Origin of the sequence: Haloferula sp. BvORR071 (genome assembly GCF_000739615.1) — a bacterium.
Taxonomy (GTDB): Bacteria; Verrucomicrobiota; Verrucomicrobiia; order Verrucomicrobiales; family Akkermansiaceae; genus Haloferula.
The window spans coordinates 20889-46226 of the sequence record NZ_BATP01000019.1; the positions used below are offsets into that span (position 1 = coordinate 20889).

The following is a 25338-nucleotide window of genomic DNA, read 5'->3' on the forward strand; positions in this document are numbered from 1 at the left end:
CGCCCGAGCATCGTTTAACCGTTTGTTTCCATGCAGATTCACCCGACTCCCTGAGCTTGAAAGGCAAGCCTCCAGAACCCCTCTATCACGCGATCACGTGCTTGCATCTACATCATATATCCGGCATCGATACGACCCCTTGGATTCCCCCCCGGTCCCGGATTTTCAAGGATTCACGCAGTTTCCAACTCCCGCTTGACAAGGGGGAGCAAAGCGAAAAATTTCTCCCTTTATGAGAGTGGCAAAAACCTACGTCCCGAGCCATGTACTCGGTGCCTTCCTGCTGGTCGCGACGGCCGGTATGGTCACGGCACAGCAGCCGAAACCCGTCACGCCGCCGGCAGCTCCGGGCCAACAGCAAACCATGGCGCCCGGCATGCAGGCCAAGCTGTGGGATGAGGCCGAAAAGGCCTTCGGCACGCAGGACTACGCGACTGTCACCGCAAAGCTCACAGAATTGATCAAGGGAATTGGCAGCGCGCATCCCGCGTTGGAGTTCCTGCAATTCAACCTCGGCCTCGCTAACCTGCTGGCAGGCAACGCCGCGGAAGCAGAGAAAGCTTTCGACGAGGGCGCCAAGAAGTTCCCGAAGGGCGAATACACCAGCCGCTGCTACCTTGGCATTGGCAAGGCCGCCATACTGCAAGGTGGCGAGGAGAAGCAGAAGGCGGCGATCGAGGCCTTCAAGAAAGCCGCAGCCGATCCCAAGCTGCGCACCGAAGCGGGCCTCGCGCTCGGCCAAGTTTACATCGAGACCGACAAGAACAGCGAGGCTCTGACCGTGTTCCGCAGCCTGATGGGCTCGGACGTGCGCACGCCACAGCAAACCGCCGCCGCGGTGGAAGTCATCGGCCTGCTGGCGGAAACCGACCAGTTGGACGATCTGGTCGCCTACCTTGACCGCTTGATCGGCCAGCCCGGCATCCGCGAAGCGATCGCCTGGTACAGCAACCAGGTGGTGGTGAAGGGCGACGCGATGGTGCAGGCCGAAAAGTACGAAGCCGCCTTGTCGATCTATCGTTCGGTCCCGCCGCGCGAAGAAATCCTGCGGATCCAGGCAGCTTCCTTGGAAAAGGCGCGCAAGGATCTGGACATGCTCAAGGCACGCAAGGCTGCCGAAGAGAAGAAGATGCTCGGCGAACGCTCGAACAACCTCGGCGAACTGATCAGCACCGAGGAAGCCGCCATCAAGCTGAACACCGAGGCAAAGGAAGCGATCGAGAAGATCAATGACCTTGATGCCGCGCTGCTGATGCGCCGCGGCCGCTGCTACTACTATCTGGAACGCCGCGCCGAGGCGCTGCTGTGCTTCAGCACCATCCGCGAAAAGCACCCGACCGCGACCGACGCAGAGAAGGCGGCTTACGCCGAGATCGTGCTCTACAACGAGCTGAAGGATAACACCAAGATCCAAGAACTGACCAATCAGTTCATGACCAAGTATCCGCAGGCGCCGAACATCGAGCAGGTGGCGACACTGGCCGGTGAGGTGCTGGTGGGAACCGGTGACTGGCCGAAGGTGCAGAGCTTTTACGAGGATCTGGCGGCCAAGTTCCCGCAGTCCCCGAATCTCGACCGCTTCGCCTTCTTCCAAGGCGTGGCGAAGTTCCAGCAAGGCGAATTCCTGCCGGCGGCGGAAATGTTCGAGAAGTTCCTCAAGGACTATCCGAACTCCACCATGAAGGAGAACGCGATGTACCGCATCGCGATGGGCTACTTCCTCTCCAACAAATACAAGGAGACCCTGAAGTGGTGCCGGGATTACCTGAATGCTTACCCCAGCGGCCACTACGCGGGCGACATGCTCTACCGCTTGGCCTTCATCGACTCCAACGACAAGGAGGTCGACCAGTCCAAGAACATCATCGACAACCTCACCGGCTTCCTCGCCAAGAATCCGAACGATCCGGCGGCTGGCTCGATGACCACCCTGATCGCGGACACCTGGAAGAAGAAGATGTCGCCGCCTGCGGGCCTCGACCAGAAGGCCTTGGATGCCTGGAACAAGGGCAACCCTCCCGCGGCGATCAAGTCCTACGAAGACCACGCGCTCGAAGCCTTCCTCAAGGCGGTGTGGTCCGACAGCCCGGATGACGTGATCCAATACGGCATGGATTCCGCCACCACCATCCTGCAGGGCCGCAAGGACTGGCAGGGTATCGCCGATCTTCACGGCAAGTTTCTCAAGGAGAAGCCCGACCACCAGATGGCGATGATGTCCGCCAACTGGGTCTCCAAGGCGATGACCCGCCTCGGCAAGCCCGAGGAAGGAGCCCAGGTGCTAGCCGACGTGATGGCCAAGAACATCGGCAATCCTGACAAGGTGCAGGTCGAGTATCTCATCACCGAGATCGTCAAGAGCATGAAGCCGCGCAAGCCGACTCCCGAGCTTGCCAAGGAGTTGGACGAAAAGCTCACGGCGATGCTGACCAAGGCGGCCGAAGGCAAGGAGAACCCGACCACCAACGCACGCATCTACTATGGCCGGGCCCAGCTCGCCAACATGATGCGGGATCCCAAGACCGCCGAGGGCTACCTCTCGAACATCGCAAACGACGAGAGCATCCCCGTCGACGCCTTCAGCCCCGAGCTGCTGGCCACCTGCGCTGACATCCTGCTCAAGGAGGGCAAGCTCGACCGCGCCGAGGAAATGTATCGCCGCCTGGCGGACAAGTACATGGACAGCACCTTCTCGGACGCGGGTCCAGTCGGCCTCGGCCAAGTGGCCTTGGCACGCAAGGAGCCGCAGAAGGCATTCGAGCTCTTCGAAAACGCGATCAACAACCTGCCCGGCATGTCGCGCCTCAAGGAGGCAACCTTCGGCAAGCTGGAGGCACTCCGGGATCTGGAGAAACTGCCGGAAGCCGAGGCGCTGGCGATGGAGATTGTGGGCAACAGCCGGTCCTTCCGCGGCCGCACGGTGCCGAAGACCTACATGGTGCTCTGCGAAATCCTGCGCAAGAAGGCGCGGAACCAGGACACCAAGACGAAGGTGGAAACCCTCAAGAGTGCACACGGCTACTATCAGCGGGTCTACACCGCCTACCAGAAGGAGACGGACATCTGTGCCGCCGCCTACATGGGAGCTTACGAAGTCGCCACCGATCTGGGGAACCGCGATCTCGCCACCGAGACCCTCAAACAGCTCCGGGACAACCCGCGTCTGAAAGACACCCCCGAAGCCAAGAAAGCCGCCCAACTGCTGCCCCCATGATTTCCGGCCCTATGAAAAACCCTTTTACTGGCGGCCGGTCCGCCCTCCTTGCCCTGATCGCCCTCGCCTGCACCTCCCCGCTGCTTCATGCCCAGGGAGAAGGCAACAAGCTGGTCTTCCTGAATGGTCGTTCCGTGGAGCTGAGCAACGTCAGCTTCGATGGCACGAAGTTCACGATCAAGGGCGGCCCCACCGCCGAGACCATGTCGCTGCAAGCCGCCTCGCACGTCTCCGGAGAGAGGCCGAACGGCATCAAGCGCGGCATCTCACTGATCCTGATGGACGAGCCGGGTGAGGCCGTGAAAATGCTCGAACCGGTGGTCACCGAACACCGCCCAACCGCCGCCGTGCCCGGCAACTACTGGCTGGAAGCCGCGCGCTCGCTGGTGATCGCCTACTCGCTCTACAACGAGCCGGCGAAGGCTGCGGCCCTCGGCAAGGAGATCTCCGAGGCGACCCCGGAATCGGGCTCGGATCCCACCGTGCGTCTGGGCGAGGTGCTCGCCTTGCCAATGACGGTGAAGGCGGCCGACCGTCTGGCCAAGATGGCCGAACTGATCAGCGATTCCAATTCGGTCGACGTCTGCGCCTACGCGTCCTACTTCCGCGCCAAGCTCTTGGCCAAGCTGGACCGGAAGGACGAGGCCCTCGCCAGCTACCTGTCGATCGGCTGCCTGTATCCGGCCAGCGGCCTGATCCTCACGAGCGCTGCGGAGATGAATGCCGCGGAGCTTATCAAATTGAAACCCGATCGTCGTGAGGAAGCTGTGGCGCTTCTCACTTCCGCCGTCCGCGGCAGCAAGGGCACCTCTGTCGGTGCTGCCGCCAACAAGGCGCTACAAGGCCTCAAATAATCGTCACTCCGGCGTTCCGCAGACGGTCCGGGCAAGGAATCCAGCCTTGCCCGCCATCCGGAAACAGCCAACGCTTACCGATCTAGACGCTACTGCACTCAATCCCTCGCGAAATTCCGATAAAACCAGCTACATGAAAAAGACCATCCAGGCAGCCTTTGCTGTCACCCTCCTCGCTCCAATGACCGCGTTCGCCGCGGAAGGCGCCGCCCACGCTGAAGGCAAGAAGGAAAGTCTGATCACCCTCTACACTCAGGGCGGGATCGTGATGCACTTCCTGCTCATTTGCTCGATTGCGATGGTCTGGCTTGTGATCGATATCTGGATGCGCACCAACCGGCCGAAGATGACACCGCCGGAAGACGTGGCGACCGCCCAGGACCGTTTCCGCGCGGGTGACTATGTGGGTGCCTATCAAGCGATGAAGGCTGGCGTCAGCCCCTACGCCGAAGTGGTCCGCGCCGGCCTTAGTTCGATCGGCCACGGCAAGGACGCGACGGAAGAAGCGATCTACTCCACCGTGGATAAGATCAATTCGACCCTGCAGACCCGCATCAACTACCTTTCGGTTATCGGTGTTTGCGCCCCGATGATCGGTCTGCTCGGCACGGTGGCGGGCATGAAGGGCGCCTTCGGCTCGCTCGGTTCCACCGGCCTCTCCGGCGGTGTCGGTGAGCTGGCCGGCCACATCGGTGAGGTGCTTGTCGCCACTGCGACCGGTCTTCTGGTCGCCATCCCGGCCTTCGGCTCCTTCTACTTCCTGCGGAACAAGCTGCAGGGCGCGGTCCACAACCTTCAGGGCGAATGCGAGCGCCTGTTCCGCAACGCTCCTTACGAGTACCTGCAGAACACCGACGTGGGCCAAGAAGAGACCTACGCCGCCCTGCCGAACTGGATCGACGCACCCGAAGGCTGAAGCCGCGGGGAAGCAAGGACCTAGAGCCCGTTCTGAAATCACCTGATCCAGGATCTCCCGCGTGGAATCCCGGATCCAGGTTTCGGAGTCAGGATTCCAAATACAAATTTCCTAATTTAATAAAACCATGGCCGGAGGAGGAGGAGGCGGAGACGGGGAACCGGAATTCCAGATTGCCCCGATGATCGACGTGCTGTTGGTGCTGCTCGTGTTCTTCGTCATGATCACCTCGGCGGAAGTGCTGAAGGTGGACAAGGAGCTCAAGCTGCCCACGTCACCGCACGCAAATAAGAAGGATCCCGCGATGGCCAAGCACGAGGTCGCCGTGAACCTGCGCTTGAGCCCGGACGGCAACAAGAAGGGCATCCTGATCATGGATGACAAGACCTACACCAACTGGGAGGACTTGATTCCAAACCTCAAGGCCATGGCCGAGAAGGACAAGCTTCTGCGCGTGGTCGTCCGTGGTGATGCCAAAATGCCAGCCGGAGAGATCCAGCGGGTGATGAACCTGATCGGGGAAGCTGGCGTCGCCGACATTGCTTTCGCCGCATCCAACAAGTGACACGCCGATGAAAAAGAAACGCAGTCACCGCCGGAAGCAGTCTTCCGAAGTCAATCTGGGCTTCCAGATCGCGCCGATGATCGACGTGGTCTTCGTGATCTTGCTCTTCTTCATGGTGAAGGCGGGCGATATCCAAGTGGAAAACGCCCACATCACCAAGCTGCCCGGGACCGAGGCGACGGCTGAAGCCGTGTCCATGCCGGACGAAATCTCGGTTATGATCGACGACGACGGCCAGGTTTCCCTCAACGAGGATCCGGTGGACGACCCGCAGTCGAAGGACATGCCGGCGCTCACCAGTGCCCTCTACGCGCTGAAGCAGAGCTCCGAGGCCACCCAGTCCAAGGTCCTGGTCACCATCTACGCGAACGAACTGGCTGAATACCAGCGCGTGGTGGATGTCCTGGATTCCCTGACCCGGGCCAAGATCAGCGACGTGACCTTCCAGGCCGGTGCCCCCGAGTAAGGGGTGGCGGCTTAATCCTTCTTCTTACAAAAGAATTTCCTGTTCGCGCGTTCCACCCCTAGAATGGGGGGTGGAACTTAGCGTTTCCTTGCCTCGCCACTTTTCGACGGAAAAACCAATTACCCCAGCCCATGAACGATCCCAACAAGGACGACGGCTCGTTTGAATACTACGAATCGCCCCAGGGCGAGCAGCCCCAGGAGTACTACGAGTACCAGGAAGGGCCGGTGCTGATGGAGCGCAAGAAGCTCAGCATGTGGCAGCGGATCGGCGGCGGCGCGCTTTCGATCGCGATCCTCTTCCACGTGGTGCTGCTGATCCTCGGTGCCTTCTGGGTTTTCCGCACAATCTACCCGCCGGAAAAGACCGTCGACTTCATGCCGAACGGCGGCGGTGGCGGCGGCGGTGGCGAGCGTGGCATGCAGTATGACGTGCAGCAGAAGAAGCGCGCCCAGATGACCCCCTCGCAGAACGTGAAGCGGGTCTTCGTGGAAGGCGCGAAGTCGGATTTCTCGATTCCGGACCCGGGTGACAACTTCGGCGAGATGTCCACCCTCAGCTCACTGAGCGGCGGCGGCATGTCCGGCGGCCTCGGCGGTGCCGGCGAAGGCAGCGGCTTCGGCAAGGGCAGCGGCGGCGGTCGCGGCGACGGCAAGGGCTTCGGTTTCGGCGGCGGTGGTTCGGGCAAGATGTTCGGCCTGATCCCTGAGTCGATGCGCAAGCGCTGCTCGAAGGAAGACCGCTTGGAGCGTCTGACCGCCAACGGTGGCACCCCACAGTGCGACGAGGCAGTGACCAAGGCGCTGCAATGGCTGAAGTCCAAGCAGAACTCCGACGGCTCATGGGGTGACAAGAACCAGTGCGCCATGACCGGCTTGGCCCTGCTGGCCTACTTCGGCCACTGCGAAACCCCGGCTTCCGAGGAATTCGGCCAGTCCTGCCTGAACGGCATCGTCTATCTGGTGAATGTCGGCTCGCGCGGCGACAATGACGGCAAGCTCACCACGGTGCTCGGCGACAAGCACTACCCCTACGAGCACGCGATCGCGACCTACGCGCTCGGCGAAGCCGCCACGTTCTGCCGCGAGCTCAAGGTCGATATCCCGAACCTCATGGAGGTGACCCAGAAGGCCGGCCAGATCATCATCGACAAGCAGCACGAGCGCTCCGGTGGCTGGGACTACGACTACGTCACGGACAATGACCGCGGCGGTGACGTTTCGATCTCCGGCTGGCAGATCCAGGCGCTCAAGGCCTGCGAGCACTCCAAGCTAAAGTACAAGGGCATGACCGGTGCCATCAACAAGGGCCTCAAGTATCTTGAAGGTTGCCAGGCTGAAAACGGCGGCTTCGGCTACGCTGGCAAGACCCCGGCAGGCGACGGTTCCTACTTCACCCTCACCGGTGTGGGCATGCTCTGCCACCAGATGTGGGGCAAGGGCGGTAGCGCGACGGTCCGCAAGGGCGCGGAGTATCTCCGGGCCAATACCAAGTTCGACTATAACAGCCAATTCGCGGATCTCTACGGCCACTACTACGAGTCGCAGGCAATGATGCAGCGGGGTGGCGATGACTGGAAGTTCTACAACGACCTCTTCCGCGACCAGCTCCTGAACAATCAGGAAGGCGACGGTTCCTTCAAGATCCCCGGCGGTGGCCAGAAGCTCCGCGCCGTGGGTGGCCAGTATGCCGACGCCAATATCAACGGCGCGGTCTACCGCACCGCCCTCTGCACGCTGATGCTCGAGGTTTACTACCGCTTCCTGAATGCCGGTGGCACTGGTATGGGCGGCGGTCGCAAGTCGATCTAAGCTCTTCCCGGGCGGATTTAATCAGCTTCAAAACCAAAGACCCCGGTCATTGCGACCGGGGTTTTTTGTGTTCTGAGAGGGCGGCACAAGGCGACGTCCGATGCTGGTTTTTGGTCTGTGAAATTCGTTTTCATGAAGTTCCGGAGGCTTTTTCCTAAGGTTCCGTCGTCGCAGTCGTTTCCCCCATGGCATCCCGAAACCCCGATGAGCAAAGACGACTTCGACGAAACCCTTCCCCTTGAGCCGGAGCCCGAGACCCAGGTGATTTATGAAAAGCCGAAGCTGTCCTTCTGGCAGCGGCTGGGTGGTGGCTCGCTTTCCGTCTCAGTGATCATCCACGTGATCCTGCTATGCATAGGCGCGGTCTGGGTGCTGAGAATCATTCCGCCGCCGAATGAGAAGCTGGTTGATTTCATGCCCACCGGCGGCGGTGGCGGCAATCCTGCCTCGCAGGACAAGATGGCCAAGAAGCAGGCGTCACAGGTGCGGCCGAACCTGTCACGCGTGGTCGTGGAAGGTGCCGCCAGCCGGATCGCCCTGCCGGAGCAGGATGAGTCAACCCAGATGGCCTCGCTCGGGCAGATCGGCTCGGGCGGGATGGCCGGTGGCATGGGTGGCAGCGGCAGCGGCGGTGGCCGTGGGGATGGTCACGGCCAAGGCTTCGGCAGCGGAACCGGCCCGGGCAAGGGAATGGGCACCGGCATGCAGAATCCCTTCGGCATGATCAATCCGAACGAGAATGCGCTCGAGGGCAGCTTCTATGACCTGAAGCAGACCAACAAGCGGAAGGACTCCGGGATGACCAACGAGAAGATCCGCGATGTGATCCACGAGTTCTGCAACCGCGGCTGGAAGGAGAGCATCCTGGACGACTACTACAAGGCGAGCGTCAAACTCTACCAAACCAAGCTCTACATCCCACTGATGCCCGCGGATGCCGCTCCTGCCGCCTTCTCCTGCGAAAAGGAAGTGCAGCCGAGCCGCTGGGTGGTGGTCTACCGCGGGAATGTGACCCCACCGCGCAGCGGGAAATACCGCTTCATCGGCGCGGGGGATGACGTGCTGGTGGTCCGCTTCAACAACAAGCACGTCTTCGACCACGGCTTCACCTCCGGCACCGCGGGCATCTACCTCGCCGGCAATGGCATCCAGTTCCTCAAGGGCAAGGCCGAGAATGAGGATTGGGAAAAGATCTTCCGCAAGGACTACCCGATGAAGCGCCCGGTGACCTACTACGAGTACGACAGTACCCGTAACTGGAACGGCGCGATCGGCGGCCTGGCCGCTGGCGCGGAATTCACTGCCGAGGCAGGCACAAAGTATCCGATCGAGATCCTGGTCAGCGAAATCCCGGGCGGCTTGTTCTGCGCCTCCCTGCTGATCGAGGAGGTCGGCCAGAAGTATGAGGCCAGCTCCTCGGGATCGCCGGTTTTCCCGCTCTTCCGCTTGGACAACGAGGTGCCGCCCCCTGCCAAGGCCGACAATGCGCCACCCTACGACCCGAATGGTCCGGTGTGGAAGCGCGTGCCGGGGCGCGGCAAGCTGGGCTTGTAAGCTCGAAGTAGCTCGACAGGTCGGGGCCGCGCCGCCATGGTCCGCCCCGACCTAACTTAACAAGGAGGACACCATGAACGACTCCACATTCGAGCAAGACGGCGGCTGCTTTCTACGAGCGGACCAGTAAGCGTCGCAAGGGCTTCCCCTCCGAGACCCGCGTGAAGCGAAGTTTCCGGGTGGTAAACGGCGACAAGGAACTCAGCGAAAAGCTCGGCAGGAACGATCCCTGTCCCTGCGGTTCCAGTTCCAAATTTCAAGAACTGCTGTCTCAGGAAGGGGACCCACGACGGGTCCTTGCGGGACCAGTACTTTTAGGGAGTAGCGGGTCGATCAAGGCCGCACGGCCCACTGCCTGTCCGCGATAGTAGCGAAGCCGAGGGATGACACGATTTCCGGCACCTTCGCGGCCGCGGATCGCGAATTCGTGGCACGAGCCGAAACATCGCGCCCGGGACGGGGTGTAATTTGGTCAGGATCCCTCCTGTTCCGAATTCGCCCCAAGCTCCCTACCCAGATGAAAGCCGCGTTGTCCTTCGCTTTGACCGCATTCGTCGCGACTTCCGCGATCAGCCACTCCGCTGAGCCGAAGCCTGATCCCAAGTCAGCCCTGAGCCGTCCGGTTGTTCTCGGACCGGATGACAAGCCGGCCTTCGAGGAGCCGCCGACGGGCTTCAACACGGCGGTGGCGGATATTCCCCACGGCCGGCTGGAAATGGTGGAATACGAGTCGAAGAGTGTCGGAACCAAGCGCCGGATGCAGGTTTACACACCCGCCGAATACTCGAAGGAAACCAAGTATCCGGTCTTGTATCTCCTGCACGGGATCGGCGGGGATGAGACCGAATGGCAGCGCTTTGCCAAGGTGGATGCGCTGATGGACAAGCTCATCGCCGACAAGAAGGCCGTGCCCATGATCGTCGTGATGCCGAATGGCAGGGCCCAGAAGAACGACCGTGCGGAGGGCGATATCTATGCAGCTGCCCCCGCCTTTGCCGACTTCGAGAAGGACCTCTTCGACGATGTGATCCCGGCGATTGATGGCCGCTTCAGCACGCTCGCCGACCGGGAACACCGGGCGCTCGCAGGGCTCTCGATGGGAGGAGGACAGACGCTGAACTTCGGACTGACCCATCTAGACACCTTTGCTTGGATTGGAGCCTTCTCCTCCGCTCCCAATACCAAGCCGCCGGCGACCCTGGTTCCGGATCCGGCCGCTACAAAAGCCAAACTCAAATATCTTCTGCTCACCTGTGGCAACAAGGACGGCCTGATCAATATCAGCCAAGGGATGCATGCCTACTTGAAGGAGAAAGATGTGCCCCATGTGTGGCACGTGGACGGCAATGGCCACGATGCCACCCACTGGGCGCACATCCTGTATGAGTTTGCCCAAAAGATTTTCCGTTGAGACCTGCCTGCCGGGGCCGGCGGCAGCGATGTAGCCCGGCCTAGCCCATCCTGATCATGAGATCTCCTTCACTGGGATTGCTCCTCGTCCTGACAGCCATCTGGGTGGCGGGGCTCTCACACGCGGCAAAGAACGAGGATAAGGCCAGCCTACGCACGGCCTTTGCCGACCATTTCCTGGTCGGAGTGGCGCTCAACACGGCGCAAATCGATGGACGCTCGCCGAAGGAAGCCGAGATCGCCGCGATGCAGTTTTCGTCACTCACGCCTGAGAATGACTTGAAGTGGCAATCGCTGCAGCCGTGGCCCGGGCGCTACGATTTCAAGCGAGCCGATGCCTATGCCGACTTCGCGGAGAAGCACCGCATGAAGCTGATCGGGCACACGCTGGTGTGGCATAGCCAAACTCCCGCTTGGGTCTTCCAGGGCGAGGATGGCAAGCCCGCGACCCGCGAACTCTTGCTGAAACGGATGCGGGATCACATCCAGATGGTGGTCGGCCGCTACAAGGGTCGCATTCACGGCTGGGATGTGGTGAATGAGGCCTTGGCCGATGGCGGTCCGGAGACCTTGAGGGACTCGCCTTGGAAGCGCATCATCGGCGATGATTTCATCGACCAAGCCTTCCGCTTCGCGAAGGAGGCAGACCCCAAGGCCGAGCTTTATTACAACGACTATGGCTTGGAAGATCCACGCAAGCGCGCCCGCTGCATTGCGATGCTGCGAGGTCTGATCGAGCGTGGTGTGCCCATCGACGGAGTGGGTACGCAGTCCCACTTCCAATTGAGCCAGCCGCCCCTTGCGGAGGTGGAGGAAACCATCAAGCAGATCTCTGCCTTGGGACTGAAAGTGATGGTGACCGAACTGGATGTGGATGTGCTGCCATCACGAGGGGCAGCGGGGATTGCCGATATCAATCGCCGGGAGCAAGCCGACCCGGCCTTGAATCCCTATGCCGACGGGCTTCCGGAAGAGATCCAAGGAAAGCTGGCGAGCCGCTATGCAGAGCTATTCCAAGTTTATCTGAAGTACCCGAAGTCAGTCACCCGTGTGACCCTCTGGGGCCTGCACGATGGGCAGAGTTGGCTGAACCATTTCCCGATCCGGGGGCGAAGCAACTATCCCCTGCTGATTGACCGGTCGTTGAAGCCGAAGCCCGCGTTCTTCGCGGTATTGAAGGACGCCAGCAGCGAGAAGCGCTGAGGAAACGGCTCAATCAGTGGCTCTCCTGTGCATCGATGGCGCGTGGAGAGTCGAGTGCGGGCTCGAACGCTGACGCTGTAGCGTGGGTCGAGCCGCACTCGTCGCTTCCGTGGTCTCGCCACCACGCCTGCGCTTGCTATTACTCCACGGTGATCTCGTGGATGATCAGCCAGTTCTCCTGGGGCTTGGTCACGCGGATGCGCAGGCCGGTGGTGCCGGCGGGCAGTGCGCCTTCTGCGCTGCCGTCCTTGAACTCCGCAACCTGGGTCCATTGAGACCCATCGCTGGAGGCCTCCAGCACGCCACCAGCGAGCTTGTCGCCGTTCTGGCTGGCGGGACCGCCGGTGACTACCTTGGCCTTGCCGGAGACGGCGGCACGGAACTTCAGGGTCACGTGGTCATCCGCCTTGAGGGCGCGATCGGCCCAGAAGAAGGTGCCGGGCTTCCCGTCGTAGGCGAACTCGGGCCAGTGGTCCTGATAGGCGCCGAGCGAGGTCGTGATGGTGCTGCCGTCCTTGGTCTCGCGCTTCGGCGGGTCGAGGGGATCACCGTGCTTCACGCCCGCGGCATCGTAGTGCTTGAGGATGCCATCGAGGCGACCGCGGAAACCCGCGTAGTCCTTGCGCTCGACCGGGGTCCACGCGACTTCGGACAGTGCGGCAACGCGCGGGAAGGCCATGTATTCCACCTTGTACCAATCCTTCATGTACTCGGTCCAGAGCTGGGCTTGGACACCGAGGACGTGCTTGGCCTCCGCCGGGCTGAGGGCCTTCGGCACGGGGTCGTAGGAATAGACCTTCGAGATCGGGAGGAAGCCGCCGATCGCTTCGAACTGCTCGCCCTTGGCGAGTTCGTCCTTCGCGACACCTTGGTAGTGGTCGAAGTAGAGATGGCTGTTAGAGGCCATCACCACGTCGTGGCCTTCCTTCGCGGAAGCGATGCCACCGCCCTCGCCACGCCATGACATCACCGTGGCATTCGGCGAGAGGCCGCCTTCGCGGATTTCATCCCAGCCGACAAGCTTGCGGCCCTTCTTCTCAAGCATCTTCTCGACGCGCTTGATGAAGTAACTCTGCACGTCATGACCGTCCTTCAGCCCCTCCTTCTTCATCAGCTCCTTGACCCGCGGGGACTTCTCCCACTGGTCCTTGGGGGCCTCATCGCCGCCGATGTGGATGTATTGGGAGGGGAAGAGCGCGCAGAGCTCGGTCAGGACGTCATCGACGAAGCGGAAGGTCTCCTCGGTCGGCGCGAGCGTGTAGGGATGCACGCCCCAGCGGCCGATCACCTTCGGCGCGTAGCCGGGGATATCGGAATTGCCGAACTCGGGATAGGCTGCGATCGCCGCCGCCATGTGACCAGGCATATCGATCTCAGGGACGATGGTGATCTGGCGCGCCGCGGCGTAGGCCACGATGTCCTTAATCTGTTCCTGGGTGTAGAAGCCGCCGTAGCGCTTGCCGTCGTCCGAGTTGCGGTTGCCATAGGGCGGCGAGGAATCGCGGAAGGCTCCGACCTCGGTCAGCTTGGGATACTTCTTGATCTCGATCCGCCAGCCCTGGTCCTCGCTGAGATGCCAGTGGAAGGTGTTCAGCTTGTGGAAGGCCAGCCAGTCGATGAACTTCTTGATATCCTCTGCCGGGAAGAAATGACGGCCGACATCGAGGTGCATGCCGCGCCAAACAAAGCGCGGCTCATCGGTGATCGAGACCACGGGAACCGGCGCACCCGCCTTGTCGGTCCATGCATCCGTGCCCTTGGCGGGCAGCATCTGGAGAATACTACGAGTGCCGTACCATGCACCGGCCACGTCCTTGCCGATCACGGTGACGCCCTTCGGGGTGACTTCCAGCTTGTAGCCGCCAGGTTTGAGGTCCAGCGAGTTGTCCAGGTCCAGCCGGATCTCTGAGGGCAGCATGATGCGGAGCTCCTCGCGGACGGTCTTCGGCTCTTGGCCGGTGCGCTCCTTGAGGTCCGCGGCGAAGAGCTTGGTGATCCCGTCGAGCGCAGCATCGTAGCGGATGCCCGTCTCCGGCGACACCGGGAAGCTCCCCTGCCCTTCCTTCATCTCCTTCGGCAGCGGGATGATGGTCGGCTCCGCGCTGGCAAGCGAGGACAACAAGGCAGTGGCAAGCAGGGCTTTTCGCATATGGGTCGCAGTTCAACGAATCCCAAGGGGCGGAACAATCGGGAAGATGCGCAGGCAATTTGCGATTTGTGACGGAAGCAGGCCGACCCTTTGTGCAGTGGAAGCTGTTCTACAGGCGGACCTCAACCTGAGGGCCCGGATGAGGTCAGCCGTCAGAACTGCTTCGTCCGCCCAGAGGACCGAGCGAACCACCTCGCGGACTACTTTTCGAAAACGATCTCGCCAAGGGTGAACCATGACTCCTGGGCCTTGGTCACACGGATGCGCACGTTGGTCGTGCCCGCAGGCAAGATGCCCTCCGCCGTGCCAGACTTGAAATCGGCAACCGGCGTCCAGGTATTCCCATCCGCGGAAGCCTCCAGAACACCGCTTTCCAGATGATCCGGGAAGGGCCCGATCTTGCCGCCGGTAACAACCTTGACCTTACCGGATACGGCGGCGCGCAGCGTGAGCGTGAAATAGTCATCCGCCTTCACCTTGGCCGCGGACCAAAAGAAGGTCTCCGGGTCACCGTCGTAGGCCAACTCGGGCCACAGGAAAAGAGGCCGGAAGGTGCCCAGCGAGGTCTGGATGGTGCCGCCGTCCTTGGTCTCACGCTTCGGAGCGGCCAGTGGCACGGCGTGGCGCACCTTCGCGGCATCGTAGTGCTTCATGATTGGATCAAGACGACTACGAAAGTCGTCGTAGTTCTTCTTCTCCAGCGGGCTCCAAGCGATCTCCGCCACGGCGGCGATGCGCGGGAAGGCGGTGTATTCCAGCTTGTCGTAGGACCTGATATACTCGGACCAGAGCTGGCCCTGGACACCGAGGATGTGCTTGGCTTCCTCCGCATTGAGGGCCTTTGGCACGGGGTCGTAGGAGTAGACGTTGTAGATCGGTTGGAAGCCGCCCCATGCCTCGTATTCCACGCCCTTGGCCAGCTCCGGGTTCTTCGGGAGCTGGTAGTGGTCGAGGTAGAGATGGCTGGTGGAGGCCATCACCACATCGTGGCCTTCCTTCACGGAATCGACCGCACCTTGCTCGCCGCGCCATGACATCACGGTTGCCTTGGGCGAGAGCCCGCCCTCGCGAATCTCATCCCAGCCAATCAACTTCCGGCCCTTCGCTTCGAGGATCTTCTCCACGCGCTTGACGAAGTAGCTTTGCACGTCGTGGCCGTCCTTCAGGCCCTCCTTCTTCATCAGCTCCTTCACGCGGGGGGACTGCTCCCACTGGTCCTTCGGGGCCTCGTCGCCACCGGTGTGGATGTAGGTGGAGGGGAAGAGCGCGCAGACCTCCGTGAGGACATCATCGATGAACTTGAAGGTCTCCTCGGTGGGCGCGAGGGTATCGTAGAGGACACCGAAGCGGGTGCGGACCTTCGGCGCGTAGTTGGGGATGTCGCTATTCCCGAACTCCGGGTAGGCGGCGATCGCGGCGGCCATGTGGCCTGGCATATCAATCTCCGGCACAATGGTGACCTGGCGCGCGGCGGCGTAGGCGACGAGGTCCTTGATCTGCTCCTGGGTGTAGAAGCCGCCGTAGCGCTTGCCATCGTCGCTGTCGCGGTTGCCGTAAGGCGGCGTGGAATCCCGGAAGCCGCCGACCTCCGTGAGCTTGGGATACTTCTTGATCTCGATGCGCCAGCCCTGGTCCTCCGTGAGGTGCCAGTGCAGGGTGTTCAGCTTGTGGAAGGCCAACCAGTCGATGAACTTCTTGATGTCCTCCACCGGATACATGTGGCGGCCCACGTCCATGTGCATGCCGCGCCAGGAGAAGCGGGGTTCGTCGGTGATGGAGATCGCAGGCAGATATACCCCTTTCGTGGTGGCCCACACCTCGGTGCCCTTCGGCGGAAGCATCTGGAGAATACTACGGGTGCCGTACCACGCACCGGCGACGTCCTTGCCGATCACTGTCACCCCTTCTGGTTTTACCTCGAGCTTGTAGCCGCCGGGCTTGAGGGGGAGAGAGGTGTCGAGATCGAGCCGGATCTCGTGGGGCAGTTTGATCCGCAGCTCCTCTTTCACCAATTTGATGTCCCCGTTTGCACGTTCCTTCAGATCGGCAGCGAAAAGGTTGGCGATCCCTTCAAGCTCGCGGTCGTAACGGATACCTGCGCGGGGCTCTCCGCTGCTTTCCACCACCGGAAAGCTTCCCTCCCCCATCTTCATCTCCTTTGGCAGCGGGATGATCGCCGGTTCCACGGCGGCAAGGGAGCTGATCAGGGCGACGGCGAGCAGAGCTATGCGCATGGATCGCACTTCAGCGAATCCCGCCGGTGGGGACAATCGGGAAAATACGGCTCGATTGCGGGTCGGGAACAGCTCCCCGGGTGTGAAACACGACTTACCCAGAACCCGTAGGCTTGCAACGATGCCTCCTGTTCCTTTCCGACCCGTCGCCGAATCCGCGCTGTCCTTGCTGCTGATGGCGGGTCCCGCGAGTGCCGCGGAATTCACCAGCCCGGCCCTGCCGGCAGTCAGCTCGTGGATCGGCAATAGCTACGGCGGAGCACAGAAATGGGTCCAGCAGGATATCGCCGCCATTACGGTGACGCCCGATGGCACCGTCTTCACAAACGTGGAGTGGGAGGAGGGCGGCGGCAACGTCGGGGAATACCGCGATGGCGAACTCATCGGCTACGCGGGCCACACCCACGGCTGGGGCAATGGTGGCGGCAAGGCGGTGGCCGCCAATTCCAAGTACCTGTTCATCGCCATGTGCGTGAGCAACGAGGGCGGCGGACTGGTCGATCCAGGGACCTGGCCGCCCAAGGGCAAGAAGTGGTACGGCATATCACGGCGCCCGCGCAGCGACATCCGGTCCGCCGCTCCATTCCCCGGTGGCAAGGGCGGCAAGGGCGACACCTTGAACGAGTCCTTCCTGGTCATCGCTGAAGTCGCGGACGATGACAGCAACCCGATCACCGGGATATGCGCGGATGAATCGCGGGTCTATGTCGTGGCTCCCCAAGAGCGCCGGATCAAGGTCTTCGATTGTGAGACGATGCAGCAACTCAACTCGTGGGAGGTGGAGCGCACCGGACCTCTTACACTGGGCCCGACGGGGAAGGTCTGGATGATGAGCGGACGGACGAAGGATCTTTACGCAGGGCTCGAAGCCTTCACCCCAGAGGGGAAAACGGCGGGAGGACCTCAGTTGATCTCGACGATTCCCGATGCGAGAGCCTTCTGCTTCGATGCCGAAGGACGGCCACTGGTGGTGGAAGACGGCCCCGGCGAGCAGATCCATCCGTTTCACATCGATCCGCGCACGCTGGTCGCGCAGCGAAAGATCGGGGCGGAAGGAGGCATCCTTGCCCCCGTTCCTGGAATCTTTGCCGATAAAAAATTCAACCATATCACTGCGATCGGCTGCGATGCCAAGGACCGGCTCTATGTCGCCCAAGACGGCCAGAGCGGCGGTGGGGGCACAGTGCTGGAGTGCTACGACTTGAAGTCGCAAGCGCTGCTCTGGCGGCTTGTCGGCCTGACCTTCGTGGACATGGCTGACTTCGACCCCGGGGACGAAACTGGAGTCTACACCAAGGAGGAGCATTTTCGTTTCGATCCCAGCAAGCCACCAGGGAAGGAAGCAAGCTATCATGCCTTCACCCTGAACCGGGTGAAATATCCCGAAGATCCTCGGCTGCACATCTGGTCGGGCGGAGCGTGGTTGCGACGGATTGGCGGGCAACGGGTGCTCTTCGTCAATGACATGAACGGCGAGCACTTGCAGGTCTACCGCTTCGCGCCGGAATCCGATGGCGAAATCGCAATTCCTTCCGGTCTCTTCGCGAAGAAGCACGTGAAGGTGAAGACCGAGTGGCCGCCTCACCAGCCCGAGAAGGGTGAGTGGATCTGGCGGGACGCGGACGGCAACGGAGCCTTCGACGAAGGCGAGTTCACCGCCAATGGAGGGGACGATGCGCCTTCCGCTCAAGGGTGGTGGGTAGATGCGGCCGGGAATGTCTGGCTGGCGACGGAGAAGGACGGGATCCGCCTCTTCCCTTCACAAGGGCTCGATCCGAAGGAAAATCCGCGCTGGGACTTCGCCACGATCCAAAGCTTCCCCCACCCCGCGGAATTCCAAGAAGTGAAGCGGCTGCGCTACGATCCCGCGACGGACACGATGTATCTCGGCGGCAGCACCGCGGAGGACAAGAATCAGCACTGGAAACCGATGGGCCCGGTGCTGGCCCGCTACGACCACTGGCTGAAAGGCGAGCGGAAATGCGCATGGACTGTGACCCTACCCTACGTGAAAGGGTCCTCCGGCCACGAGTCTTGCGAGCCGATGGGCTTCGATGTCGCGGGGGATTTCATCTTCGTGCCCTACACGGGAGCTTCGAAGTCGGCGGGGGTGTGCACCGGGCGGGTGGAGATCTTCCGCACCCGCGATGGCAGCGCGGTGGGCCACGTCGAGCCCGGACCGGAGATCGGCGAGGTGGGCTTGCAGGATCTGCGCGAGACAGTAAGTGCGCGCCTCGGCAAGGACGGCGAATACCGGGTGATGATCGAGGACGACTACAAGTCGAAGGTGGTGCTCTACCGGATCAAGGGGCTGAAGTGAGGGCTCCGAGAGTGGTCCGCACAGCCCTCTGTGCGGACTATGTTTCCATTCCCGGCCTACTTGACGGTGAACGAGTTCAAAAACGGTTCGATTCTCGCGTCGTCGTGGTAAGCGCGGTTCGAAGTGGCCAGGACGCGGTAGAGACCGCGCGTTGCAAACTTCAAGCGCATGCTGAGCCGCCCTCCAGTCTCTGCATTCTCAACCACCATCTCGTAGATTCCGGCGAGGGTGCCTGCCTCTCTGAGAGGCCGGTATCCGGCTTCCAGCAGAAGTTGCTTCAATCCCTGCAGCCTCTCCTCGTTCTTTGCTCCTTCGGACCCGGCAGGATACTCGCTGAAGCTCAGACTCAGATTCAAGCCGCCACCATCGATGTCGACTTCATGCGTGACGCGCTTGGCTTCCATTCCCATTTTGCGGTCTACCGCCTCATGCCTCACGGGAGTCATCGGAAATTCCGCCGAGGCCATCCCGTCATCCGTCGTTGCAGTGACTGGCTTAAGGAATTCAGACGGGTCCACTCTCTTGAGCTTGGATGGGTCCAATTTCCGCGACGAAGTCTCATACCCGGACATGTCCCGCAGCTGCGATCCCGTCGCCAGAGAATCGGTGAAATACCGGCTACCCCCGATGACGACGAGCAGCGCGCCTACAGCAATGAGGGTCTGCCGCTTCTTGGCTCTGTCCAGCGAGTCACTGTTGTGCTTTGGCCAAAACCGCAACTTCACCAACACAACGATCCCCACCACCATGGGGATCAGCGCATCAATATGAAGGACGATCCAATCTTTCATGGTTGGGAGGGAGAATCACTTATCCGTCGGCTTCGGCGGCTTGGGCGGCTTCACGGCGGACTTCTCGATGAAGTCGATCACCATGTCCGCCACCGGCTTGCCGGAGGACTTCTCGATACCTTCCAGACCCGGGGAAGAATTCACCTCCATCACCACTGGTCCGTGGTTTGAGCGCAAGAGGTCCACCCCCGCGAAATTCAGGCCCATGATCTTGGCGGCACGAATCGCCACCGAGCGCTCCTCCGGGGTGATCTTCACCTTCTCCGCAGTACCACCGCGATGGAGGTTCGAGCGGAACTCGCCCTCCGCCGCTTGGCGCTTCATGGCGGCTACCACCTTTCCATCGACCACGAGGCAGCGGATGTCCGCGCCCTTCGCCTCCTTGATGAATTCCTGCACGAGGATGTCGGCACGCAGGCCCTTGAAGGCCTCGATCACCGACTCGGCGGCCTTGGCGGTCTCGGCGAGCACCACACCCACGCCCTGCGTGCCCTCTAGCAGCTTGATCACCAGCGGCGCGCCGCCGCACATCTTGATCAGCTCGCGGGTCGCGTCGGTGGAGTGGGCGAAGCCGGTGATCGGCAACCCGACCCCCTTGCGCGCCAGGAGCTGCATGCTGCGCAGCTTGTCGCGCGAACGGGCGATCGCCACCGAGTCATTCACGGTGAAGACGCCCATCATCTCGAACTGACGGACCACAGCATTACCGTAGAAGGTGTGGCTGGCGCCGATCCGCGGGATCACTGCATCCGCGGTCAGTTCCTCGCCCTCGATGAACATCTTCGGGTTGTGCGCCGTGATGTTCATGTAGCAGCGGAGGTAGTCCACCACCCGCACTTCGTGGCCCCGCGCCTCCGCGGCATTGACGAGGGCAGAGGTGCTATAAAGGTTCGCGTTACGCGACAGGACGAGGATTTTCATGAACGGTGGCAGCCGGGGAAGTGCGCTTCGAGATCGCGCAGCGCTCCCTCAAGATGATTGCCCTGCGGGTCAATGAGAAAATATCCAGCGAGCGCCTGGCGCCCTAAAAGCATAGGGCTGCGCATGTCCGAGCGGTTCGCCAGAGTCAGGCGGATCCGCCAGGTGAAACCGCCGGCCAGCATCGCCTCGGTCTCGATCACGTGGCGGCGGCGCGAGACTCCGGTGGAGCTTTTCACACGGGTGGATTTCACGATCGCCGCCTCGCAGGTGACGCGCCGCCCGTAGTGATCCCGGGTGACGAAAAAGACATTCAGACCATCCGGCGCGACCTGGATTTCCTCCGCATGCAGGCTGGAGGTGCGCGCCCCGCTGTCGGTCTTGGCATTCAGCGGGCCGACCCCGAATTCCGGCAGCCCGATCCACTCGCGGCGGCCGAGGACCAGCTTCGGCATGCCGGTGTGCTTCCACGGCAGGCCAAGCTCGCGCGCCACCTGGCCGGACGGAGCGTCCACCTGGAGGGGCGTGGCTTTGAAGCTGCGGGGCTTGCGTTTCATAGAGGGAACGGAAAGACGCGAACCTGGATCAGAGAGTCGTGAGCGACTCAATCAATATAGCGCCGCGGATTTGCCGCCCAAGCCCAGACGGCAATCAACGTGGAAATGAGGCCAAACGCCGCACCCCATTTTACCGACTTCGACCATTCCAAGGAAGCCACGGCGTCCAGCCCCAACCAGAGGACTAGCAAGGTCACCAGAAGGAAGGGAATCGCCAGCGGGCGGGCAAAATTCAAAGTCCACCCGAGTGCTCCAATCCGCTTCCTAACCAAGAGCCGGGGATCGCGGCGCGCGAAATAGACGACGCCAAGAATCCAGCTCCCGGGAGACCGGTGAATTTCATCCAATTCGCTCAGCTTCATGACAGGAACCGTGGTTAGAAAATGACCGATCCGGAGATTTGCCTCAAGCAGAACCAGAGCGCAGCGCCTGGATTTCCTTCAAGCTTCAGCCAGCAAACTCGCCGCCATCGCCCGCGCCGAGTCCCCGCCCCCGCCGAGCATGCGCACGAGTTCTGAAATCCGCCCTTCGCCATTCACCGGGAACATGCGCGAGCGGGTGCGGCCGCCAGCGACTTCCTTCTCCACCACATAGTGACGCGCGGCGAGTGCGGCGACCTGCGGGAAGTGGGTGATCGCCACCACCTGGTGCTTCGCGCCGAGCACCGCCATCTTCTTGCCCACCGCGCGGGCAATCTCGCCGCCGACGTTCGCGTCGATCTCGTCGAAAACCATTAGAGGGGTAGCATCCTGCTCCGCCAGTGCGCTCTTCACCGCCAGCATCACGCGACTGATTTCACCGCTGGAAGCGATCTGCCGCAGCGGCTGCAGCGGCTCGCCGGGATTCGGGCCAAAGAGGAAATCAATGCCTTCCAGGCCGGAGGCCGCGGGTTCCTTGTTAGAAGCGACCTGGACCTCGAAGGACGATTGCTTGAAGCCGAGATCCTTGAGCTGTGCTGCAATCTCCTTCGCCAGCTTGGGCGCGGCCTTCTTGCGCTTCGCGGAGAGCGCGAGGCCCGCCTTGTCGGTCGCCTCGCGGAGCTGAGCGGCCTCCGCTGCCAGTTGCTCCAAGCGCTCGCCGCGGTTCTCCACCGAGTCCAGGCGCGCGGCCGCGCGGTCGCGGTGGGCCAGCACGGTCGCGAGGTCACTGCCACCATACTTGCGCTTCAGGGTTTCGAAAAGATTCACGCGCTCTTCCAGCCGTGAGGCTTCCTTGGGGTCGATATCGAGATCCTCCGAGTAGTCGGCGAGCGAGCGTTCCAACTCTTGCAGTTCCATCACTGCGCCTTCCAGGCCTTGGGTGCGTTCGCGGACGCTGGGGTCCAGCTTTTCCAATTCCCGCACCAGGCGTTGCACTTCTAACAAGCGCGTGAGCACCCCGGATTCATCCTCGCCCAAGGCCGAAGCCGCCGCCGCGGAAAGCTCCACCAGCCGTGTCGAATTGCTCGCGCGCCGGTAGCGGTCGGCGATCTCGTCTTCCTCTTCCGGCTTCAGTTGCGCGGCATCGATCTCCGTGACCTGATGACGCAGCAAATCCAGCTCCTGCGTGCCCGCCGTCTCCGCTTGGCGCAGGTCTGCCAGTTCGGTCTCCTTGTCCCGCCAAGAGCGCCATGTCGCGCGGTAAGCCTCCAATCCGGCATCATTGCCGGCATAGGCATCGAGCATCGAAAGCTGGCGCTCGGTCGAAAGCAGCGACTGGTGATCGTGCGGTCCGTGCAGGTCCACCAGATGCTCGCCGAGCCGCTTCAGCAGCGCGAGGGTCACCGGCGAGTCGTTCACGAACTGCCGGTTCGCGCTCTGGCCGATCACGCGGCGCACGATTAGCGAGCCATCCTCGCAAGGATCCAGCCCACCTTCCGCCAGCACCGCGTCGATCTCCGCCACCTCTTTCAGCTCGAAGACCGCCTCGACCGTGCAGGAGTCCTCGCCGGTGCGGATCAAACCTTTGTCCGCGCGCTCGCCCAGTACCAGCTTCAAGGCCCCGACGATCACCGACTTGCCGGCACCGGTCTCCCCCGTCACGCCGACGAGGCCGGGACCGAGTTCCCAAACGAGTTCATCGACAAGGGCGAGATTGCGGATTTTGAGCAGGGTAAGCATGGGCGTGGCCGCGGCGCGCGCATGATGCGCGGCCCTCGCAGGGAGTCAATCGCCCTCGGAACGTGCTTGAATTGGAGCGCTTGGAACAGAACGGGAAGTAATCTCCTCCCCTTCGCTGAGACCGCAGTCCCGGCCGGAGAATGGGGGATCGGTTTTCTAGTGCTCGTCGCTTGTGCGCCTCTTCACCTGGGCCAGCGCTGAATCTGCCGCCACTGAGTCCAGCTTCGCCCACGCGGTGTGAACGGTTTCAATGGCCGCGTCACGGGCGCCAGCATCTTCCATCTGCAAGGCATAGGTCCAAGCCTGCGCAGGGTCCCCCTCCAGAAGTCCTGCCACCATGACGCCGCAGGCGCTGGTCTTGAACGGCGAGGGGGCTAAGCCCGTTACCCAGCTAGCAGCCTCCGCTGGGGATGATTGGAGCCAAACGCCCACCACCGAGCCCAGGTGGTCGGGCAATACGGTCCCGGGATTGCTCACCGCATACTCCGCCGCACGACCCGGATCGAGACTCGCCCACCGCCGGAGCAGCGTCTCGCTCACCGGCCCGACCCCTTTCGCATCGGAGAGTGCATGCAAGGATTCGGCGATTCCGTCGAAGTCCGCGAATTCCGGAAGTATTCCGACCACGCGTCCCAGCGCTCCGATGTCCTTTCCGGGCTCATTCCACCGCAAGAAGGTCTTCACCGCCTCCTCGGGCTTCTCATGGGCGAGGTTGACGCAATATCCGCTGAGAAAGGCTTCGCGCGCAGCCGGCAGGGAAATCCGCTTGAGGAAGGCCTCAGGGCCATCCGTCTCATCGTAGTCGGTGCCCATGAAAAAGAGCAGGTCCGTCTGGAACCTGGGATTCTCCAGGGCCAGTATCCACTCCTTGGCTTGCTCACGGTCAACGGAATGATATAGGCAGGATGACGCGTGCGACACCAGCCACTGCTGCAAATCACTCCCTGTCTTCCCCTGCACGTGCTCAAGGAAGGCGGCCATGTCCATTCCGCCAAGGCCTTCTTCGATGGCCTCCTTGGCCAGCCGCCATTGCGCGGCCTTCAAGGAATCGCCCTTGAGTCCGCGCGTTTGTTCATCCCAAGCCGCGATGTATTTGGCTGCGCCCGGGCGGGATACCATCCGAGTACGATCCCGCGGCTGTCGCGTTGACTCTAAGCGGGCAGGCCGGGGTGATTCTGGTGTCTGCCGCGCGACCGGCGCTTTGAAGGCAATATTTGAGGGGGACGGATTTGCAGTCGGGTTGAATGAACTCCAACAGAGCAGGCCCGCCGGAAGTACGATTGCAAGGGCCGCGCCAAGTGCCATCAGCTTTTTTCCTTTGGTATTGCCCATGATGGACAGCTTACTCCTTCCTCAAGTTTCCCTATCAGAGCCACCGGCTGTGCGCAATGCTCTCCGGGCGGGGATTTCGCTTTGCCCCCCGCCCCGCTCGGTGCCAGCCTCACTGGCGGCAAGGCAATGGCAGCGGATTTCGAACTGACTTTTCTCGGCACGGGGACTTCCGTGGGGGTGCCGGTGATCGGCTGCCCCTGCCGGGTCTGCCATTCGCTGGACCCGCGCGACCGCCGGACCCGTTCTTCCATCCATGTTCGCTCGGGAGATATCTCGGTGCTGGTGGATTCCGGCCCCGACTTGCGCGCCCAGGCGCTGCGCGAAGGCCTGACCAAGGTGGATGCCGTGATTTACACCCACGCCCACGTCGATCATGTCGTCGGCTTCGATGAATTGCGGGCCTTCTGCTGGCACCGCGAGTCGCCGCTGCCACTGCATGCCTCGCCGGAGACCATGGACGTGCTCAAGACGATGTTCGGCTGGGCCTTCTCCACGGAGAATGTTTTCCGCGGCTACATCAAGCCGGACCCTCAATTGATCGAAGGAGCTTTTTCGGTCGGCGATCTCAAGATCACCCCCCTCCCGGTGCAGCACGCCAAGGCGGATACGATGGGCTTCCTCTTCGAGCCGCCCGACGGCCCCCGGGTCGCCTATATCCCGGATGTCAAACACGTTCCCGAGAGCACGATGACGCTGCTCGGCGGGGCTGATATCTTGATCATCGATGCCCTGCGCGAGCAACCGCATCCGACACATCTCTCGACCGCGGAGGCACTTGCCGTGATCGCCGAGTGTCAGGTTCCGCGCGCGTGGCTCACCCACCTGAGCCACGAGAACCCCCATGCCGAACTGGAGGCGATTCTGCCACAGGGCGTTCAGGTCGCTTGGGATGGTCTGCGGATCCTTGCCTGAGGCCTCTGTCGCTCCCTGCATTTGCTGGAGCTC

20 protein-coding genes are annotated in these 25338 nt (G+C 62.0%); 12 read left to right on the forward strand and 8 right to left on the reverse strand.

Going from position 1 to position 25338, the window contains the following annotated elements; all coding sequences use genetic code 11:
* Window positions 1-232 precede the first annotated feature (232 nt).
* From BV071_RS08385 to BV071_RS08435, 10 genes are all read left to right on the forward strand, one after another.
* Entirely contained in the window at window positions 233-3214 is a 2982-nt protein-coding gene (locus BV071_RS08385; RefSeq protein ID WP_035604937.1) for a tetratricopeptide repeat protein, read from the forward strand.
* A gap of 11 nt (window positions 3215-3225) precedes the next feature.
* Window positions 3226-4068 (forward strand): hypothetical protein, encoded by an 843-nt coding sequence (locus BV071_RS32685; RefSeq protein ID WP_052573058.1) that lies wholly within the window; start codon window positions 3226-3228, stop codon window positions 4066-4068.
* A 133-nt stretch (window positions 4069-4201) separates the two neighbouring features.
* A complete protein-coding gene (locus tag BV071_RS08405; RefSeq protein ID WP_052573059.1) occupies window positions 4202-4984 on the forward strand; it encodes a MotA/TolQ/ExbB proton channel family protein in 783 nt (260 codons plus the stop codon).
* A 127-nt stretch (window positions 4985-5111) separates the two neighbouring features.
* Window positions 5112-5549: a biopolymer transporter ExbD gene (locus BV071_RS08410; protein ID WP_035604948.1), complete on the forward strand. Its 438-nt coding sequence runs from the start codon at window positions 5112-5114 to the stop codon at window positions 5547-5549.
* A gap of 7 nt (window positions 5550-5556) precedes the next feature.
* Window positions 5557-6015 carry a biopolymer transporter ExbD gene (locus BV071_RS08415; RefSeq protein WP_035604951.1) on the forward strand — a complete coding sequence of 153 codons (459 nt, stop codon included), beginning with the start codon at window positions 5557-5559 and terminating at the stop codon, window positions 6013-6015.
* Window positions 6016-6146: 131 nt separating this feature from the next.
* Window positions 6147-7826 carry a prenyltransferase/squalene oxidase repeat-containing protein gene (locus tag BV071_RS08420; protein ID WP_035604954.1) on the forward strand — a complete coding sequence of 560 codons (1680 nt, stop codon included), beginning with the start codon at window positions 6147-6149 and terminating at the stop codon, window positions 7824-7826.
* Between the two features lie 204 nt (window positions 7827-8030).
* Window positions 8031-9380, forward strand: coding sequence for a hypothetical protein (locus BV071_RS08425; RefSeq protein WP_035604956.1), 1350 nt, complete (start codon window positions 8031-8033; stop codon window positions 9378-9380).
* 179 nt (window positions 9381-9559) lie between these two features.
* Window positions 9560-9748 carry an SEC-C metal-binding domain-containing protein gene (locus tag BV071_RS36115; RefSeq protein WP_343123399.1) on the forward strand — a complete coding sequence of 63 codons (189 nt, stop codon included), beginning with the start codon at window positions 9560-9562 and terminating at the stop codon, window positions 9746-9748.
* 149 nt (window positions 9749-9897) lie between these two features.
* Window positions 9898-10791, forward strand: a complete 894-nt coding sequence (locus tag BV071_RS08430; protein WP_081885872.1) for an alpha/beta hydrolase-fold protein — start codon at window positions 9898-9900, stop codon at window positions 10789-10791.
* Window positions 10792-10847: 56 nt separating this feature from the next.
* Window positions 10848-11993 carry an endo-1,4-beta-xylanase gene (locus tag BV071_RS08435; protein WP_035604960.1) on the forward strand — a complete coding sequence of 382 codons (1146 nt, stop codon included), beginning with the start codon at window positions 10848-10850 and terminating at the stop codon, window positions 11991-11993.
* A 139-nt stretch (window positions 11994-12132) separates the two neighbouring features.
* Here BV071_RS08435 and BV071_RS08440 read toward each other — a convergent pair whose 3' ends face one another.
* Both BV071_RS08440 and BV071_RS08445 read right to left on the reverse strand, forming a co-directional pair.
* Window positions 12133-14142 (reverse strand): family 20 glycosylhydrolase, encoded by a 2010-nt coding sequence (locus BV071_RS08440; RefSeq protein ID WP_052573060.1) that lies wholly within the window; start codon window positions 14140-14142, stop codon window positions 12133-12135.
* Between the two features lie 200 nt (window positions 14143-14342).
* A complete protein-coding gene (locus BV071_RS08445; protein ID WP_052573061.1) occupies window positions 14343-16376 on the reverse strand; it encodes a family 20 glycosylhydrolase in 2034 nt (677 codons plus the stop codon).
* 121 nt (window positions 16377-16497) lie between these two features.
* On the opposite strand from BV071_RS08445, the gene BV071_RS08450 reads away from it, so the two are divergent.
* Window positions 16498-18696 carry a hypothetical protein gene (locus BV071_RS08450; RefSeq protein WP_265594219.1) on the forward strand — a complete coding sequence of 733 codons (2199 nt, stop codon included), beginning with the start codon at window positions 16498-16500 and terminating at the stop codon, window positions 18694-18696.
* 56 nt (window positions 18697-18752) lie between these two features.
* Here the strand turns inward: BV071_RS08450 and BV071_RS08455 are convergent, their stop codons facing one another.
* From BV071_RS08455 to BV071_RS08480, 6 genes are all read right to left on the reverse strand, one after another.
* Complete coding sequence (locus tag BV071_RS08455; protein WP_035604963.1) at window positions 18753-19487, reverse strand: hypothetical protein; 735 nt, start codon at window positions 19485-19487, stop codon at window positions 18753-18755.
* 15 nt (window positions 19488-19502) lie between these two features.
* Entirely contained in the window at window positions 19503-20408 is a 906-nt protein-coding gene (rimK, locus tag BV071_RS08460) for a 30S ribosomal protein S6--L-glutamate ligase (protein ID WP_035604966.1), read from the reverse strand.
* Window positions 20405-20962: a RimK/LysX family protein gene (locus tag BV071_RS08465; protein ID WP_052573063.1), complete on the reverse strand. Its 558-nt coding sequence runs from the start codon at window positions 20960-20962 to the stop codon at window positions 20405-20407. Before BV071_RS08465 ends, rimK begins: the two co-directional genes overlap by 4 nt.
* 47 nt (window positions 20963-21009) lie before the next feature.
* Entirely contained in the window at window positions 21010-21324 is a 315-nt protein-coding gene (locus BV071_RS36120; RefSeq protein WP_035604969.1) for a DUF5808 domain-containing protein, read from the reverse strand.
* A gap of 78 nt (window positions 21325-21402) precedes the next feature.
* The gene (gene recN, locus BV071_RS08475) at window positions 21403-23061 is read right to left on the reverse strand and encodes a DNA repair protein RecN (RefSeq protein ID WP_035604972.1); all 1659 of its coding nucleotides are present in this window, start codon (window positions 23059-23061) and stop codon (window positions 21403-21405) included.
* Between the two features lie 156 nt (window positions 23062-23217).
* Complete coding sequence (locus tag BV071_RS08480; RefSeq protein ID WP_035604976.1) at window positions 23218-24180, reverse strand: hypothetical protein; 963 nt, start codon at window positions 24178-24180, stop codon at window positions 23218-23220.
* A gap of 294 nt (window positions 24181-24474) precedes the next feature.
* On the opposite strand from BV071_RS08480, the gene BV071_RS08485 reads away from it, so the two are divergent.
* Window positions 24475-25305: an MBL fold metallo-hydrolase gene (locus tag BV071_RS08485; protein WP_265594220.1), complete on the forward strand. Its 831-nt coding sequence runs from the start codon at window positions 24475-24477 to the stop codon at window positions 25303-25305.
* Window positions 25306-25338: the final 33 nt, after the last annotated feature.